Here is a 14,627-nt window from a genome sequence, read left to right as displayed (position 1 = left end):
CTGATCTTTATGCCATATTTCTAAACGTGTCGAGACTTTGTTACACAGCCCTGTTGCATGATGATGCGCCTAAGATGTCCGACGCCTCGTTGCTTTCAGACCTTCAGCCGCAGTCTGCAAAATCGCTGCATGGTCAAAAATGCAAACCTCGGTAAGTGCTAGAGCAAGGAAATTGCTTCGCGATACCGCAACAACAAGAGCGTGCCCTTCTGCCCGCCCGGGCAGCAAGCACCACAGAGGCGCGTCAACCCGACAATCTGCACCTCCGAAGTCCAAGAAGACGGGCGCTTCGCACTCTAGCCACTGTCTCGGAAAGCTTGCGGCGGGGTCTTGGGTCAAGAAAACGCTGAGCACCCCAGATGTCATTCGCACGAGGTTGCGGCCGCCTTGGTTAAAGCGACGCATGTCCCCTGCAAGCCGAGTTCCATCTATCACCCAGATCAAGCGGTCTCCGTAAAAGGGCTCGCGTTTTCGCTGCTCGTCCGGAGCAATAGGCGACCGCTGGAATTCGATGACTAGACCCGACAGGGTCTTTACGTCTGCGCGATGGTTCTCGCCCGTTTCCGAGCGACAAATGATTTCCTGAGAATCTTTTGGGAACAGCCCTTTCCAACCACGATGCCAGGGTGTCTCGGGCTCCCACCAACTGTCGCAGTCACGCCGTCCAATGTGTGACCAGTGCCAAACTCGGTGCTCTCCGCACTTTGCAATAACCCTGCCACCACAATCCCGGCAGGTGGCGGACTTCCCAGGCTCCGCTTCAAGATGCGTGTTGTCTATTGCAAACGCGAACTGCACGTCGGTCTCCGTGGATTATCGATGACGCATGCGAGCGCACGCGCGACCTTGTTCATGCCTAGAGCCAACCACCGTCCGCCGAGATGGGCAATCGAACACTTCGCATGAAGAAGCGAGCGCATTATCTAGGCCTCGAAAATCTTCACCCGATGGTATTCAAGAAAGTGGCATTGTTGCTCACTGGGCCCTTTGCGCAACGATGTCGGCAAGCGCAGATACTTGCGATCTCTCCGGCTGATCCGTTTCGATAGGAGCATCTGTCCGTCCTTCCCAAAAGAGATAAGCCCTTTATCGAAAAGCCCATCAACGTGCGCAATCAGCAGAAGACCGTTCTCCGGGTCCAAGCGCTCAGAATCATTGGAAGCGGCCCACGGCTTTATGTGAGAAGCACGAAGAATTCCGGAGATTGTGCAGCCCGTGACCGCGCACGCACTACTCCATTTGGCCTCCAAGCTCCTTCTGAAGGTGCCCTGACCGAGGCGTGCGTCTATTAGGGCTTGAGCGGTCGTTGGGCCGGCAGGAAGACCAACGCGTGCGTCATTTTGCCATGCTCGGACAATTTGCTCCAAGGATTGAATAATCGCCGCATCGCGAAGAGAGCTAAATCCATTCGCAAACGAACGCTGCTGATCCAATAGACGCCTGAACCACGGCAATTCGGTCACGGCAATCGCCGCCTCGGGGCCTTCTATCTTAAACTTTACACGCGCCTCCCCCGCGTCATCACGGTGCATTGTGATTACGGTCCCATGACGCACCAGTCGATAATTCTTTGGCGAGCCACTTCCTTCAAAAACCCAGACATGCTGCCCGATCAGAGTCTGACCACGAAAATTCTTGCGTGTGAGGAAAGCACCTTCATCCCTACGGGTTCGATAAGTGCCGCGTTCATCCGCGTTATGATACGCAATGAAGTGGCGTTGAACGGCCGCCTCCTTCGCTTGTGACACGCCGAGACGCGCTTCAATCAACTCCCAAGGAAGAACTTTCCGAATGGCTGCCGCCTGCTTTGTTTGGGGATGATTCCGGCTCGCCGTCAGAGCCTTTTGAAGGATACGAGCATCAACACCACTGGCTTCCGCCAGCCAAATAATCATCGCGGCGCTGTTCAACTTGTTGAATATGAAGCGAGCCGAACGATCCGCCTTTTTCCGACCATAGAAGCCCGGCCCGTCATATTCGGAAAGCCAACCGAGCCATTTCTCCTTCTGCGGCTCGGAAAGAATCTCCGTCTCATTCCGTAGCGCTCGAATTGCTCCAACCAATTCCTCTCGCGACTGCATGAACTTTCCCCAAGGAGGTTCGTCCTGCGTGATGCCGACGACCCAGCCCTAGCTTATCGTAGCTGGACTAGAAGAGGCCAGACGCAGACGAGCCCGGCCAACATTTCTCAGGGGTCCCAAATTTAAGACGTGACCTCGTGTCGGCGGCTTGCTGTCTTTCCCCCGTGCGCCCCTTTGATTTCTGAAACGTCGTCCAACGGAGCGTTCGGTCGGGATTCCTCGTGGCCAATGCTATTTCACCACATGCGGGCCGCGCTTAACTCTTTCCGTTGCCTGAGTCTATTTGACTCATGCGCCCCCTCTTGCCGAGCGAATCCTCCGAAAAATATGGTGACAACGCTCGTTGACTAAGTTTTTTGCGAGCCATCATCGAGAGGAAAAAATGGCCGTGAAGCGCCGATTTGTCGCCTACTATCGAGTATCCACCCGCAAGCAAGGCCAGTCCGGTTTGGGCCTCGATGCTCAGAGGGCCGCCGTAACGAACCACCTCGGAGATGGACTAGCGAACGTCATCGCCGAATTCACGGAGGTGGAGAGCGGACGCCGCAACGACAGACCCGCGCTAGACGAGGCATTGACCGCAGCGCGTCTGCACCGGGCAGCCCTTGTGGTCGCCAAGGTTGATCGCCTGACCCGCTCGGTGGGCTTCTTGGAGCGCCTGCTAGAGGCTGGGGTGGACGTACGCTTCGCTGATCTCCCAGCCATCGAGGGGCCCACCGGGCGCTTCATGCTTCAACAGATGGCCGCAGTGGCGGAGCTAGAGGCAGGGCTGATCTCTGCCCGCACCAAGGCCGCGCTTGCGGCAGCTAAGGCGCGAGGGCAACGACTGGGGGGACATCGAGGGGGGAGCCTATCCACCGATGCACAAGCTCGCGGGAGAGACGAGCAATCAAAGCTTGCCGATAGACGAGCAGCGGACCTCGCCCCCGTGCTCAAGAAGCTCCGGGCCAAGGGCATCACGTCACCCACCGAGGTCGCACGAGCATTGACCGCACAGGACATCCCTACGGCAAGGGGTGGAGCGAAGTGGTCAGCACCACAGGTCACGCTGATCGAAGCACGTCTAGCGAGGATGCAGTAGCAGCGAACGAAGAAAAAGCTACCAAGCGATTGATTCTAGTGAAGTAGCTTGACGTTTCTCCAGCATTAATTTCTCGCAAATCGGGATGCGAACTCCTACATAAAACGTTGTGCGTCACCGCTATGGAATGAGGAAATGCCCAAGAAGAATTCGACACTGCTCATCGAATATGATCAGTCGGCTCGTGAGACCCTTGCTGCTTGCATTGCATACTTGAAAGAGGCCGGCGCCTACCAGCAGGGAAAGCGCAGAACGCTACCAGATGCCTCGCGCATTGTCCGGTCTCGATTTCCTGCGAGTTCGATACTTCAGTCTGACCTAGTCCCAGAGGCTCGCGGATTGCCTTTGCCCGCAGTTTCAGCGGTGATTCATGATCCTACAGCGGAATCCGGCAAGGCCCGAAGCAACCGATATTTTGACCCTTGGTATTTCGTGGTCATGCTGCTGATGGAAATTCCTGGAGGACGATTTCGGTTCGATTGGTCTAAGCGGAAATATCTGTATTTGGCGTATGCCGCGCCCGGCACCAAAGAAGGAAATTTCTACCTACGCCGTATTGTGGCGAACACTCCAGCGCTGGCCGATACTCGCGAACAAAAAGATGGTGGTCACTACGACTATCGCCGCGCCACACTGAGGTGGGTCTACAAAGACGTTGTTCGCGCAATGGGGCAAGATACGCGTCGCAAAGCGCGTGTGAGAGAAAGTGCTATCCAATTCGCGGTCGAGCTGTTCAAGCGTCAACTTGCCGCCCATGGCAAACGCCCCACGAGGGCAAGCAAGATGCCGGGGCTCAATGTTACACTCGGCGGATATGAGGAATTGCTCCGCTACGCTGTGGACTTGGCAGACGCCGTGCACGAGAGGTTTCTGCTGCAAGGTCGGGACGATGTCCGGCGCTAGCCCACGAAGCAGACGCAAGACGGCCCTAAAGGAGAGCATCCGATTGGGGCCGCTCGCAGCTGCAGCCACGTGCGCTATACCCGGCTGCGGGCGCGAGACCATGAAGGCAGCCCGTGAAGGCCTCGCCCCTCACCACTGTAGGCGCCACGTTGAGCACCGGCAGCGTCATGGCTCCTATTGGCGGGCGAGCTTCAAGGCATCCGAGTTGCGGCCATTTATCACGGCGGCGACCGCGTATGTCGGCCTTCGGGCAGCTAACGATAAGTTCATCGCCGCCGCAATTGCGGACATGGCACGAGCCCTAGAGGAAGCTGGCCCGGTGGAGATTGCGACGCGCCTCAAAGGAATGTCCGCCACGAAGCGAGCCAAGATCGGACTAGCGCGGCTCCGCGTTGAAGGCGTGCCCCCGCAGCGCGTTGTCTCCCTCGTGCTCGCCGTCTCCGCCCTGATCAAGGCCGACGCCACGGCACCCCGCTCAAAGGAGTTCCGGACGGTGCAAATCTGCAAGGCCGTCCATCGGCTAGCCTCGGGCACGCATCGTGTGTGGGTAGTGGAGGACCATCAGGGCAGGAAACGGCGGACCGAAATGCACGCCTTCCCCAAGTCCACCGGGCGGGTTCTGCGGGAGATGGGACGGATGCTGGAGCAGCCCTGCGAATGGGTCATTGAGAAGCACGTCGCGGGCGTCCTGGCCCATCGGCAGCGCTATGGGCGGCTCCGCGCGTCGAGTTGATCCATGCCCGAAAGAAATCGTAAGCCGCAGCATTCGCGCGAGGTATCTGGTCGGAGTGAAGCAGTGCGTGCATATCGAGGGTTGGGGCAGGTCACTTTGAACACACGCCTCACGCCTCGATGACAGAATCACCCAACATCATGTGGTTCGATCCACTGCTCCGGGGCAAGACGACCGAACTTGCCCATGCGGTCCAATGTTTGCGCGATGCGCTACTGCTGCACGAGACAGATAGCGGCGCGAGGAAGCGAGCGCGGAAGGAAGCGGACAAGGAGAAGTTCGGCCTCGCCGTTGAAGCGCTGGCCTGCAACTTAATCCTGCTCAGCGCAGTGGAGTCCGGCCCAAAGCTCGCGGTGCCCCGGTCGCACGGCTTTCTTTGGCGGGGCGATGGCGGCGCCGACCCAGTATACGGCCAGCACTTCCTATCCGCGTTAGATGGGCTTGCATCGCTTGGCCTGATCGAAGAGGAGCAAAGGGGATATAGGCTGTCCGCTAGAATGCGGGTGCCGTCGCTCATTCGACCAAGCGCCACGCTCGCTCAGCATCTTCCGCTGGCACCACCCGAGTGGCGAAGCGTTAAGCAAATCGACCAACGCGCTCTAATCATATTGAAGGAAGGCAAGGACGATGACGGGCGTGCGGCCCCAATCGCCTTCCGGGAGACAGCCAATACACGCCAGCTTGCGAGACAGATGCGGCGCATCAACGAGTTTCTTAGCAGCGCGGATATCGAAGTAACCGGTCAGAACACCGGCCTCTCTTTAGGGAAGGATGGGCAAGTCATCGCACCCTATCGCCGCTCTCTTCGGCGTATCTTCAATAATGCCAACTGGCACCACGGGGGCCGGCTCGCTGGCGGTTTCTGGATGGGCATGGAACGAGCCGAGCGGTTTGAGCGCATTCGGATTGATAGCGAGCGAATTGCGGATGTCGATTACAGGCAGCTCTTCCCGCGCCTAGCGTACGTGCGGGCGGGACAGCCGCAGCCGGAAGGTGACATATATAATGTGGCCGGCGATGGCTCCGGACGTGATGGCTGGAAACGGCTGATGAACGCGATGTTGTTCGCGGACGGCCCATTGCGGAATTGGCCGGAGGGCACGCTTCAACATTTCCCCTCGGGCATGAAACTCCGTGACGCCATTGAGATGCTAGCCACGCGCCATGCGCCCATTGCCGATTTGTTCGGCACCGGGCTGGGCTTTCAGTTGATGCGCATCGAAAGCGATATGCTGATCGGGATCATCACGCATCTTCAGAGCCTCGGGGTGACCGCCCTGCCGCTCCATGACGCGGTGCTGGTCGCGGAATCGAAGGCCTACGTTGCGGAGGACGCGATGCAGACTGCTTTCAGCATGGCGACGGGATCTTCCTGCGCGATTGTCTCTATAGAATTTTTCCCCGCGATAACAATCACTTAAACCGGAAATAGGCCTTACGCCTCCGCTAATGGAGGAGGAAGCTAAAGGAGGAAACTCAGCGGGGGTTAGAACTTAGAGGTCCGTCTCAGGGGGCCTGTAAGGGCTGCCTTCAAGTTGGGAGGGTGACACCACCCCTCCTTTATTGTCACCCCTAGTGCGGCCTCTAAGGGCCAGCCTTCACCAACCCTGAAGGGTCACCTCCAAGCTCGGGTGAGTGACCACCACCCCTCCTACATGGCGCCCAAGGACAGCCCCTAAGACTAACCCTTCGGTCTCCTCCATAGGGCCGAACCATGTGCGCGGACCAAGGCGGTCTCAATTCATCTTCTGACGCAGCTTCCTGATGATCTCGCGGAGGTCATCGGCATACTCCTCGATGATCCGTCGAGTCTCCTCCATGCGCGTCGGCTTGGGCGTCGGACGTTTCTCGGGCTCAGGCGCATTCATGCCTAAAGCTTGGCAAAAGGACGACAGTGACCATTGACCTAAATCAACGGTCCGGTTCGGGCCTAACCTGAGGTCCGGTGCTGAAAGTGACCCGCCTGACACCGGCCGAGATTCAGGCCTGACCTCGGGTCCTCTTCTGGGGGACAAGCAACCTATCAGGGGTCGTCTTCAAGGCCTTCGCCAAGCGGGCCAGGACGATGATGGTGCAGTTGCGGGCGCCCCGCTCCACCTGACTGACGTAGGTCCGATCCAGCCCCGCCTCTAGGGCCAAATCCTCTTGGGACAGACCAAGCCCCTTCCGGGCCCGCCGCACAGCCGCCGCCACCACGTTAACGATGCCTGTCTCGTCATCCATCCACGGAAGCAGGCCGTCATGATGACTTTGGGTCTACGGACTATGAGTCCCATTTTCCCATTGAGCCATGATGACTATCGTCTACATTGCATCAGCCACCTGTTGAGGAACGCGCAAATGTCCAGCACCGAGAGCAACGCCCCGAAGTTGGGCGAAAACGACCCCATTAAGGTCCTCTTCGACATGGCCAGCTACTGGGCCACCATCTGGGGATTCATCGCGCTTTGCCTTTGGCTCGAACATGAGGTTCTCAACCGGCTGGACATCGAGCCGGGCAGCATCCAAGTTGTTATCCTTCTCGTGAGCACACCGGCCATTTTCTTGGTGACGGTCACCCGCATTGAGAAGAACCCCAAGGCTCGGCTCATTTTGGAGCGGGCCCGTTACGTCGTGGTCTTGGTCGCTGCGGCCTTGCTCGGGGCCTATCTTCACGCGAACCACAAAGACGAGTCCTATGAGAGTGCCCTGCGTGATGGTGCCGTGCTGGCGTGCGCCAAGATTGCGGCCTGCAAGGCGGCAGCAACGGATTATGCGAACACGCGCTAGCGAGTCATTTCAATCCGTCCCTCGCCAATCAGATCGAGGGAAAATCCCACGCTCGACAAGACGGCCGCGCGGAGTGGGCGGAGGTGGAACCGGAACTTTAAGTTCATTTGAACCAAACGGAATGGTGGTAGTTAGATAGTCATCGCCGGCCAAAGACACTTGTCTGCGGGCGCTGGCGACCGAGAGGCTGAGAGAACTCCCGCCTGCGCCCAACTTGAAGAGGGAGCAGCAAGATGAAACAGCACGGCCTTGAGCAATCTTTTTTGTTCGATGATCAGTCTAATTTAGTGGAAGTGGCGATAAATCTCCGCAAACAGGCGGAGGGGATGCCCTTGGGCATTCGTCGCGAGGAGCTGTTGCGAAAAGCTCAGCAGGCAGAGACCGCAGCGCGTATGGCCAATTGGTTGGCCTCGCCTGGATTGCAACCCCCCGAATAACATCATGACCGACTACCGACTCCATGTGATTGGCCCAAACGGCCAGTCAGTAAGTGCGCGTTCGATCGTATGTGACAGCGACGAAAGTGCCGTCGTATGGGGCACCCAACTCCTACAGGATCGGCCTATCGAGGTTTGGAGCGGTGACCGAATGGTCAAGCGCTTATTACCCGACAGCTCCGAAGGCTCCGGCGAAGCGATCTCTCACGTCGTACGGGAGGGACGAATGGTGCCCAAAAAGGAAAAATGATGAGGCATTCACCCACGAAACACGATCGGCCCACGATCATAGTTCTCAGTCTCGATACCGAAGCGCAAGCCCGAAAACTCGCCAAGCTATTAGCCAATAAGACTGGACGAACAATAATCTTGCGGGATTCGGACGGCCTTGAGATCGAGACCTTCTCACCGACCAGACACTAAGTCGCCCCCAAATCAGGAGATCGCGATGCCGGACACAAGCCGCGCAACGTGGCCAGTTGGCCAGCGAGTAGCCCGCAAGAGCACGAAGGAGCTTGGCCTTGTGGTCGACAACGATGGATCAATCAAGGTGAGATGGGACAGCGGAGGGACAAGCTATTTTCGCCACAGCGCCGCTGCTGACGTGGAGCTGGAGATCGGCGAAGGGTAAGGGTGCCCTATGCGACCTCGACGGTGGGAAATTTCGCGATAGCGTTCGCCTTCGCCTTGATGGTCACGTCCCCATAACCCTCGGAGACATTGCGCGGCGCATGCCCCTGAATGGCATCCAGAACACGCGTCTCCACGCCCTGCTCAATGCCAACCGTCTTGAAGCGATGACGCCAGCCATGGCTTGGATCAACGTTCTTATCCTTCACCACCTCACGCACGAACTCATTGACCTTGTTACGGGCCGTCTTCACCGCGTTGCGCACGCCTAACTCGCCGGCCTTGGGGTCTATGAACAGATAGCCGCCCTTCGACTTCTCAAAAAACGCTAAGAAGCCTTCCTCGATAACTTGCCGATGGAGCACGACATCACGCGCTTCGTCCGTCTTCACCGGCCCGGCCTCGGGCGTCACATGCAGCACCCAGAGCTTGCCCTCGCGCCGAATGTCCTCATTGCGAATCTGAATCATCTCGCCCACGCGGGCGCCCGTGAAGGCACACAGCCACGGCACCCACCGCTTAGCTGCCGCCAGCTTCGGGGCTTCCCGGCCGGGCACGAACTCGCGGGCGTGCTTCAGGATTGCGATAGCCTCCGAATCGTAGAACCCCTTGGACCGGAGCTTACGCGACTTGCCGACCTTGATGGTGATCCCTTCGGCCGGATTGCTGGGCAGCCGACGATTGACCACCGCCCATCCAAACACGGTCTTCATGCCCGCGAGGTCGCTGTCCTTCACGGTTTTCGGGCTCACGCCGCTTTGCACGCGATAGTCCTTGAAGCGAACGATGTCCTCGGGCGTCACCCGGCTCGCCGTATCGTGCTTCAGGAATGTCACGAGCCGCGCCATCGAGTTGCGATAGCTCTCATAGGTGCTCTGCTTGCGGCCGGCCCGTTTGGCTTCCTTCCACCAGTCCTCGACTAGTCCGGTGAGGGAATTCTTGGAGGCGCCCCGTTTTGGCTTCTCCTTCGGCACATCTGCCGGCGTCTGCCATTCGGGGAAGCGGGCGGCCTTGGAGTCGAGCGAATAGTCTCCCCCAGCGTTCCGTTGGCGGCTCGCGAAGGCGTCACGCAGCGCCATCCAAAAGGCGGTGAGCAGGAGAGCACGCGATTCGGTATCCACACGGCGGATGCCCTTAGTCAGCAAGAGGCGGTCCACGATGGGCCCGAGTGCCTTCTCTAGTTTCTTGGCCGCACCGTCGCCGCCGACCCTCTCCCACATCTCGGTTACGGCCGCCCAGTGAGCTTCCTGCTCCTCGTGGCTCTCAGTATCCGGCGCCCAACCAACACCGGGCGTGTGGACCATGGCGACACTCCGGGCGCGGCTCTCGCTGTCCGCCCAAACGCGATAGAGTTCGCCTGCCAAGGCCGTCGCCTGCCGGTGGGTCAGATGCACCGGGGCGTCGTTGCGGAGCGCCTCCCAGACGGTTTCCAGATAGGCCGCTGCGAGTGCCTGACGCGTCTTTATCTCACTAGGCTCTGCGGTGCGGAGGGAGAACCTGACGGCCTGAGCGCTCTCGGTGAGCGTCACAAAAACGAAGTCATCACCGAGCGGAATCGCCAGTTCGATACCGACCGCCTTGCGCCGGACATCAGCCGGAATGCGCTGCACGAAAAGTGGAAAGCGAGACCCGTCCCGGCGCATCGGCCGAACAACCCTGAACAGCAATGTTACGCCCCATTGTTACACAGTCGGGGCCAACGCAAGACTCTGATTGGGCTTATCTATCTGGATTTGTTTGATATCCAGAATTGTATGGTGCCCAGGAAAGGACTCGAACCTTCACGGCCGTTAAGCCACTGGCACCTGAAGCCAGCGCGTCTACCAATTCCACCACCTGGGCATGCCGTTTAGGGCACGGAGGCGGTTACTACGGTTCGGTGACGCGGTTGTCAATTCATGCTTGAACCCCGCTTCCGGATGCGGATTGCGCATCGCAAACCGGCCCGATACAAGCCTGATAACACGCACTCTTCCTGCAGGAATGGACCTCCATGGCATCGAATCTGGAAACTCTCGTCACGGTTTGCGGCGGATCGGGGTTTTTGGGCCGGAATGTCGTCCGCGCGCTGTGCCGGCGCGACTACCGTATCCGGGTCGCGGTGCGGCGGCCGGAGCTGGCCGGCTACCTCCAGCCGTCGGGCAAGGTCGGGCAGGTTCACACCGTTCAAGCGAACTTGCGCTATCCGGCCTCGGTCGAGGCGGCGCTGCGTGATTCGCAGGTCGTGATCAATCTGGTCGGCATCCTCGCCGAGGGTGGCGCGCAGAGCTTCGATGCCGTCCAGGCCAAGGGCGCCGAGACCGTCGCCAAGGCGGCCGCGGCCGCGGGGGCACGCCTGATCCATGTCTCGGCGATCGGCGCCGACGCTGAATCGCCCTCGCGCTACGCCAAGGCCAAGGCGGCCGGCGAAGCCGCGGTGTTGGCCGCGGTGCCGTCGGCGACGATCTTCCGTCCCTCCGTGATGTTCGGCCCCGAGGACCAGTTCACCAACCGCTTCGCGGCACTGGCCCGGATGTCGCCGGTGCTGCCGCTGATCGGCGGCGAGACTAGGATGCAGCCGGTCTATGTCGGCGACGTCGCCACCGGGATCGCGGATGCCGTCGACGGCAAGGCCAAGGCGGGCGCGACCTACGAACTCGGCGGGCCGGACGTGCTGACCATGCGCGAGATCATCGAGGCCATCCTCAAGATCGCCGATCGCAAGCCGATGCTGGTGCCGCTGCCGTTCGGGCTGGCCCGCTTCCAGGCCAATTTCCTGCAATTCGCGCCCGGCGCGTTGAAGCTGACGCCGGACCAGGTCACGCTGCTCGCGCGCGACAATGTCGTGTCGGATGCGGCGAAGGCCGCCGGCCTGACGCTGGAGGGCCTCGGCATCAGCGCCGACTCGCTTGAAGCGATCGCCCCCCAATATCTCTGGCGCTTTCGCGCCGCCGGGCAGTTCCAGCGCAAGAGCGCGTAACCATCCGCCGTCATGGCCGGGCTTGTCCCGGCCATCCACGTCTTTCCTCGATGGTCGCCAAGAACGTGGATGCCCGGCACAAGGCCGGGCGTGACGAGATTCATCCAGGCTGCAGTTGTTTGAAGTTCGGGCTTACCGCCCCATGGCCAGCGCGATCAGGCCGAGCGTGCCGACGATCACGCGCCACCAGGCGAACACCACGAAACCGTGGCGGGTGACGTATTCCAGGAACGTCTTCACCACGATGATCGCGGTGACGAACGATACCACGAAGCCGATCGCGACGATGCCCATGTGGTCCATCGTCATCTCGGAGCGGTTCTTGTAGAAATCGTAGGCGAACGCGCCGATCATGGTGGGGATGGCGAGGAAGAACGAAAATTCCGCCGCGGCGCGCTTGTCGGCCCCCAAAAACATTGCGGCGACGATGCTGGCGCCGGAGCGCGACACGCCCGGGATCATCGCGATGCACTGCGCGATGCCGATATAGAGATACATCAGCAGCGGAAACCGGGTGGCGTCATGCTCGCGCGCCTTGAGATCGAGCTTGTCGACCCAGAGCAGGATGGCGCCGCCGACGATCAGCGAGAAGCACACCACCCACGGATTGAACAGCATGCTCTTGATGTATTTGCCGGCGACGAGACCGACGACGACAGCGGGCAGGAACGCCACCAGCACGCCGATCACGAAACGGCGCGCATAGGCGTCGCCCGTGAACATGCCGATCGCGACGTCCCACAATTTCTTGAAGTACAGCACGACGATCGCGAGGATCGCGCCGAGCTGGATCAGAACCGTAAACGAATCCCAGAACGCGCCCTCGCCGAGATGGAAGAAGCGCTCCGCAAGCAGCAGGTGACCGGTCGAGGACACGGGAAGGAACTCGGTCACACCCTCGATGATGCCGAGGATCACTGCCCGTATTGCGTCTGACATATTTACGGTCCATTTCCGCTGGAAAAGCGGGGCTCTTCTCGCCCATCCGCCCCATTGCTGCAATCGCAAAATGCGGCGTCACGCCCTTGCTTCGCGGTTTTGAATGACTAGTGTGGCGCCGCACAAACATTGATGGATTCTTAAGCACCATCAAATAGTCAAAGGCTTCATGTTCACGCTGTTTCATCATCCGTTCTGTCCGCATTCGCGCTTCATCCGCCTGATCGCGGGGGAATACGGGCTTGAGCTGAAGCTGGTTGAAGAGCGCAGCTGGGAGCGGCGCGAGGCATTTCTGCTGCTCAATGCGGCGGGCACGACGCCCGTCCTGGTGGACAACGAGCAGCCGCCCATCCCGGGCGCGGCGATCGTCGCAGAATATGTCGACGAGGCCTATGGCGCCGAGATGGGACCCAAGCGCCTGATGCCGGACACGATCGGCGAGCGCGTCGAGGTGCGCCGGCTGATGGCCTGGTTCAACGAAAAATTCTTCGAGGAGGTCTCCCACCCGCTCGTCACCGAGCGCATCTACAAGCGCTTCATGAGCGAGGACAATGGCGGCGGCCCGCCTTCGGCCGACGTGATGCGCGCCGCGAAGGCAAATGTGCGCTATCATCTGGCCTATATCGGCTGGCTGGCGCAGACGCGTAATTTCCTCGCCGGCGACCGGCTCAGTTACGCGGATCTCGCCGCCGCGGCGCACCTCTCGGCGATCGACTATCTGGGCGACGTGCCATGGAGCGAGGACGACGCAGCAAAGGCGTGGTACGCGCGGGTGAAATCCCGCCCGTCGTTCCGTCCGCTGCTGAGCGAATGGCTGGCGGGCGTGCCGGCGTCGCGGACCTACGTGGACCTCGACTTCTGAACTCCGGTCCGACCGAACTGAAGACGGCGCTTGCAAACGAGGCACGCGCGCTCGGATTCGACTGCATCGGCGTCACAGAGCCCGGCACGATCGAAAGCGCCGGAAAACATTTTCTGGAATTCATCGCATCCGGCGGCCATGGCGACATGGACTGGCTCGCCGCGCAACCGGAGCGCCGGGTCGATCCGCGCGGGCTGTGGCAGGACGTGCGCAGCGTCATCATGCTCGGCGTCAATTACGGGCCCGACCAGGATCCGCTCGCGATCCTCGAACAACGCACGCGCGCGGCGATCTCGGTCTATGCGCAGGGCGACGACTATCACGACCTCATCAAGAAGCGCCTGAAGGCGCTGGCGCGATGGCTGGTTGCGACCGCACCGTCCGACGTGAAAGTGTTCGTCGACACTGCCGCCGTGATGGAGAAGCCGCTGGCGCAAGCTGCGCATCTCGGCTGGCAGGGCAAGCACACCAATCTGGTCTCGCGCGAATTCGGCTCGTGGCTGTTTCTCGGCGCGATCTACACCACGCTGGAGCTGCCGCGCGACGACGCCGAGATCGATCATTGCGGCTCGTGCCGGGCGTGTCTCGACATCTGCCCGACCGCGGCCTTCCCCGCGCCCTATAAGCTCGATGCGCGGCGCTGCATCTCGTACCTCACCATCGAGAACAAGGGGCCGATCCCGCGCGAATTTCGCAAGGCGATCGGCAACCGCATCTATGGCTGCGACGATTGCCTCGCGGCGTGTCCCTGGAACAAGTTCGCGCAGGAGGGTCGCGAGGCAAAGCTCGCGGCGCGTGACGAATTGCGCGCGCCAGGTCTCGCCGAACTCGCCCGGCTCGACGACGCTTCGTTTCGCGCGCTGTTCACGAAGTCGCCGGTCAAGCGCATCGGCCGCGATCGTTTTTTGCGGAACGTGCTGATCGCGATCGGCAACTCCGGCGATCCGGCACTGGCGGACGAGGCGCGGCGATTGCTGGAGGATGCGAGCCCGCTGGTGCGGGGGGCTGCGGTGTGGGCGCTGGGGCAGTTGTTGTCAGATGATGACTTCGCGGCGATGAAAGATGCCGCAATCGCGCGCGAGCGCGATGATGGCGTGCGCGCGGAGTGGCGGGCCGCTTCCTGATCCTCATCCTGATGAGCGCGCTCTTCGCGCGTCTCGAAGGATAGAGGCCGAGCTGAAAGAGCCGGGCCTTCATGGTTCGAGACGGCGCTTCGCGCCTCCTCACCATGAG

The 14,627-nt window shown here is 60.4% G+C and carries 14 protein-coding genes and 1 tRNA gene; 9 read left to right on the top strand and 6 right to left on the bottom strand.

Translation table 11 applies throughout. The features are described 5' to 3' along the window. Positions 1-69: 69 nt before the first annotated feature. Positions 70-798 (bottom strand): competence protein CoiA, encoded by a 729-nt coding sequence (locus tag IVB27_RS43575; RefSeq protein WP_524536474.1) that lies wholly within the window; start codon positions 796-798, stop codon positions 70-72. A 125-nt stretch (positions 799-923) separates the two neighbouring features. Then, the gene (locus tag IVB27_RS09495) at positions 924-2,081 is read right to left on the bottom strand and encodes an HNH endonuclease (protein ID WP_247443131.1); all 1,158 of its coding nucleotides are present in this window, start codon (positions 2,079-2,081) and stop codon (positions 924-926) included. 382 nt (positions 2,082-2,463) lie between these two features. On the opposite strand from IVB27_RS09495, the gene IVB27_RS09490 reads away from it, so the two are divergent. The 4 genes from IVB27_RS09490 (at position 2,464) to IVB27_RS09475 (ending at position 6,219) form a co-directional block, all read left to right on the top strand. Continuing rightward, positions 2,464-3,162, top strand: coding sequence for a recombinase family protein (locus tag IVB27_RS09490; protein WP_247443158.1), 699 nt, complete (start codon positions 2,464-2,466; stop codon positions 3,160-3,162). Positions 3,163-3,297: 135 nt separating this feature from the next. Further along, positions 3,298-4,065, top strand: a complete 768-nt coding sequence (locus IVB27_RS09485; protein WP_247443129.1) for a hypothetical protein — start codon at positions 3,298-3,300, stop codon at positions 4,063-4,065. Between the two features lie 100 nt (positions 4,066-4,165). Then, positions 4,166-4,798 carry a hypothetical protein gene (locus IVB27_RS09480; protein ID WP_247443127.1) on the top strand — a complete coding sequence of 211 codons (633 nt, stop codon included), beginning with the start codon at positions 4,166-4,168 and terminating at the stop codon, positions 4,796-4,798. Between the two features lie 140 nt (positions 4,799-4,938). Next, positions 4,939-6,219 (top strand): hypothetical protein, encoded by a 1,281-nt coding sequence (locus tag IVB27_RS09475; protein WP_247443126.1) that lies wholly within the window; start codon positions 4,939-4,941, stop codon positions 6,217-6,219. A gap of 559 nt (positions 6,220-6,778) precedes the next feature. Here IVB27_RS09475 and relB read toward each other — a convergent pair. Beyond that, the gene (relB, locus tag IVB27_RS09470; protein WP_247443124.1) at positions 6,779-7,021 is read right to left on the bottom strand and encodes a type II toxin-antitoxin system RelB family anti-toxin; all 243 of its coding nucleotides are present in this window, start codon (positions 7,019-7,021) and stop codon (positions 6,779-6,781) included. A gap of 117 nt (positions 7,022-7,138) precedes the next feature. Here relB and IVB27_RS09465 point away from each other — a divergent pair, with 117 nt between their 5' ends. After that, positions 7,139-7,567 carry a hypothetical protein gene (locus IVB27_RS09465; protein ID WP_247443123.1) on the top strand — a complete coding sequence of 143 codons (429 nt, stop codon included), beginning with the start codon at positions 7,139-7,141 and terminating at the stop codon, positions 7,565-7,567. Between the two features lie 233 nt (positions 7,568-7,800). Beyond that, positions 7,801-8,004, top strand: coding sequence for a hypothetical protein (locus IVB27_RS09460; RefSeq protein ID WP_247443122.1), 204 nt, complete (start codon positions 7,801-7,803; stop codon positions 8,002-8,004). Between the two features lie 638 nt (positions 8,005-8,642). On the opposite strand, the gene IVB27_RS09455 is transcribed toward IVB27_RS09460, so the two are convergent. Then, entirely contained in the window at positions 8,643-10,301 is a 1,659-nt protein-coding gene (locus tag IVB27_RS09455; RefSeq protein ID WP_247443121.1) for a tyrosine-type recombinase/integrase, read from the bottom strand. Between the two features lie 88 nt (positions 10,302-10,389). Continuing rightward, a tRNA-Leu gene (locus IVB27_RS09450) sits at positions 10,390-10,476 on the bottom strand. Positions 10,477-10,627: 151 nt separating this feature from the next. Between IVB27_RS09450 and IVB27_RS09445 the strand changes: the two genes are divergently transcribed. Beyond that, positions 10,628-11,593, top strand: a complete 966-nt coding sequence (locus tag IVB27_RS09445) for a complex I NDUFA9 subunit family protein (RefSeq protein WP_247443113.1) — start codon at positions 10,628-10,630, stop codon at positions 11,591-11,593. A gap of 132 nt (positions 11,594-11,725) precedes the next feature. On the opposite strand, the gene IVB27_RS09440 is transcribed toward IVB27_RS09445, so the two are convergent. Next, entirely contained in the window at positions 11,726-12,532 is an 807-nt protein-coding gene (locus IVB27_RS09440; RefSeq protein WP_247352703.1) for an undecaprenyl-diphosphate phosphatase, read from the bottom strand. Positions 12,533-12,701: 169 nt separating this feature from the next. Here IVB27_RS09440 and IVB27_RS09435 point away from each other — a divergent pair, with 169 nt between their 5' ends. Together IVB27_RS09435 and queG are read left to right on the top strand one after the other, a co-directional pair. Continuing rightward, positions 12,702-13,394, top strand: a complete 693-nt coding sequence (locus tag IVB27_RS09435) for a glutathione S-transferase family protein (protein ID WP_247352701.1) — start codon at positions 12,702-12,704, stop codon at positions 13,392-13,394. After that, complete coding sequence (gene queG, locus IVB27_RS09430; protein ID WP_247443111.1) at positions 13,343-14,518, top strand: tRNA epoxyqueuosine(34) reductase QueG; 1,176 nt, start codon at positions 13,343-13,345, stop codon at positions 14,516-14,518. The genes IVB27_RS09435 and queG overlap by 52 nt, the downstream gene beginning before the upstream one ends. Positions 14,519-14,627: the final 109 nt, after the last annotated feature.

The sequence above is a fragment of the Bradyrhizobium sp. 197 genome (assembly GCF_023073375.1).
GTDB lineage: Bacteria > Pseudomonadota > Alphaproteobacteria > Rhizobiales > Xanthobacteraceae > Bradyrhizobium.
Note: the sequence above shows the minus strand (reverse complement) of the source record. Positions and strands in the feature narration are given on the sequence as shown.

Coding starts and splice junctions, on each gene's coding strand:
- IVB27_RS09495 (WP_247443131.1), bottom strand. CDS start 2,081: ATGCAGTCGCGAGAGGAATTGGTTGGAGCAATTCGAGCGCTACGGAAT.
- IVB27_RS09490 (WP_247443158.1), top strand. CDS start 2,464: ATGGCCGTGAAGCGCCGATTTGTCGCCTACTATCGAGTATCCACCCGC.
- IVB27_RS09485 (WP_247443129.1), top strand. CDS start 3,298: ATGCCCAAGAAGAATTCGACACTGCTCATCGAATATGATCAGTCGGCT.
- IVB27_RS09480 (WP_247443127.1), top strand. CDS start 4,166: ATGAAGGCAGCCCGTGAAGGCCTCGCCCCTCACCACTGTAGGCGCCAC.
- IVB27_RS09475 (WP_247443126.1), top strand. CDS start 4,939: ATGTGGTTCGATCCACTGCTCCGGGGCAAGACGACCGAACTTGCCCAT.
- relB (WP_247443124.1), bottom strand. CDS start 7,021: ATGGATGACGAGACAGGCATCGTTAACGTGGTGGCGGCGGCTGTGCGG.
- IVB27_RS09465 (WP_247443123.1), top strand. CDS start 7,139: ATGTCCAGCACCGAGAGCAACGCCCCGAAGTTGGGCGAAAACGACCCC.
- IVB27_RS09460 (WP_247443122.1), top strand. CDS start 7,801: ATGAAACAGCACGGCCTTGAGCAATCTTTTTTGTTCGATGATCAGTCT.
- IVB27_RS09445 (WP_247443113.1), top strand. CDS start 10,628: ATGGCATCGAATCTGGAAACTCTCGTCACGGTTTGCGGCGGATCGGGG.
- IVB27_RS09440 (WP_247352703.1), bottom strand. CDS start 12,532: ATGTCAGACGCAATACGGGCAGTGATCCTCGGCATCATCGAGGGTGTG.
- IVB27_RS09435 (WP_247352701.1), top strand. CDS start 12,702: ATGTTCACGCTGTTTCATCATCCGTTCTGTCCGCATTCGCGCTTCATC.
- queG (WP_247443111.1), top strand. CDS start 13,343: ATGGCTGGCGGGCGTGCCGGCGTCGCGGACCTACGTGGACCTCGACTT.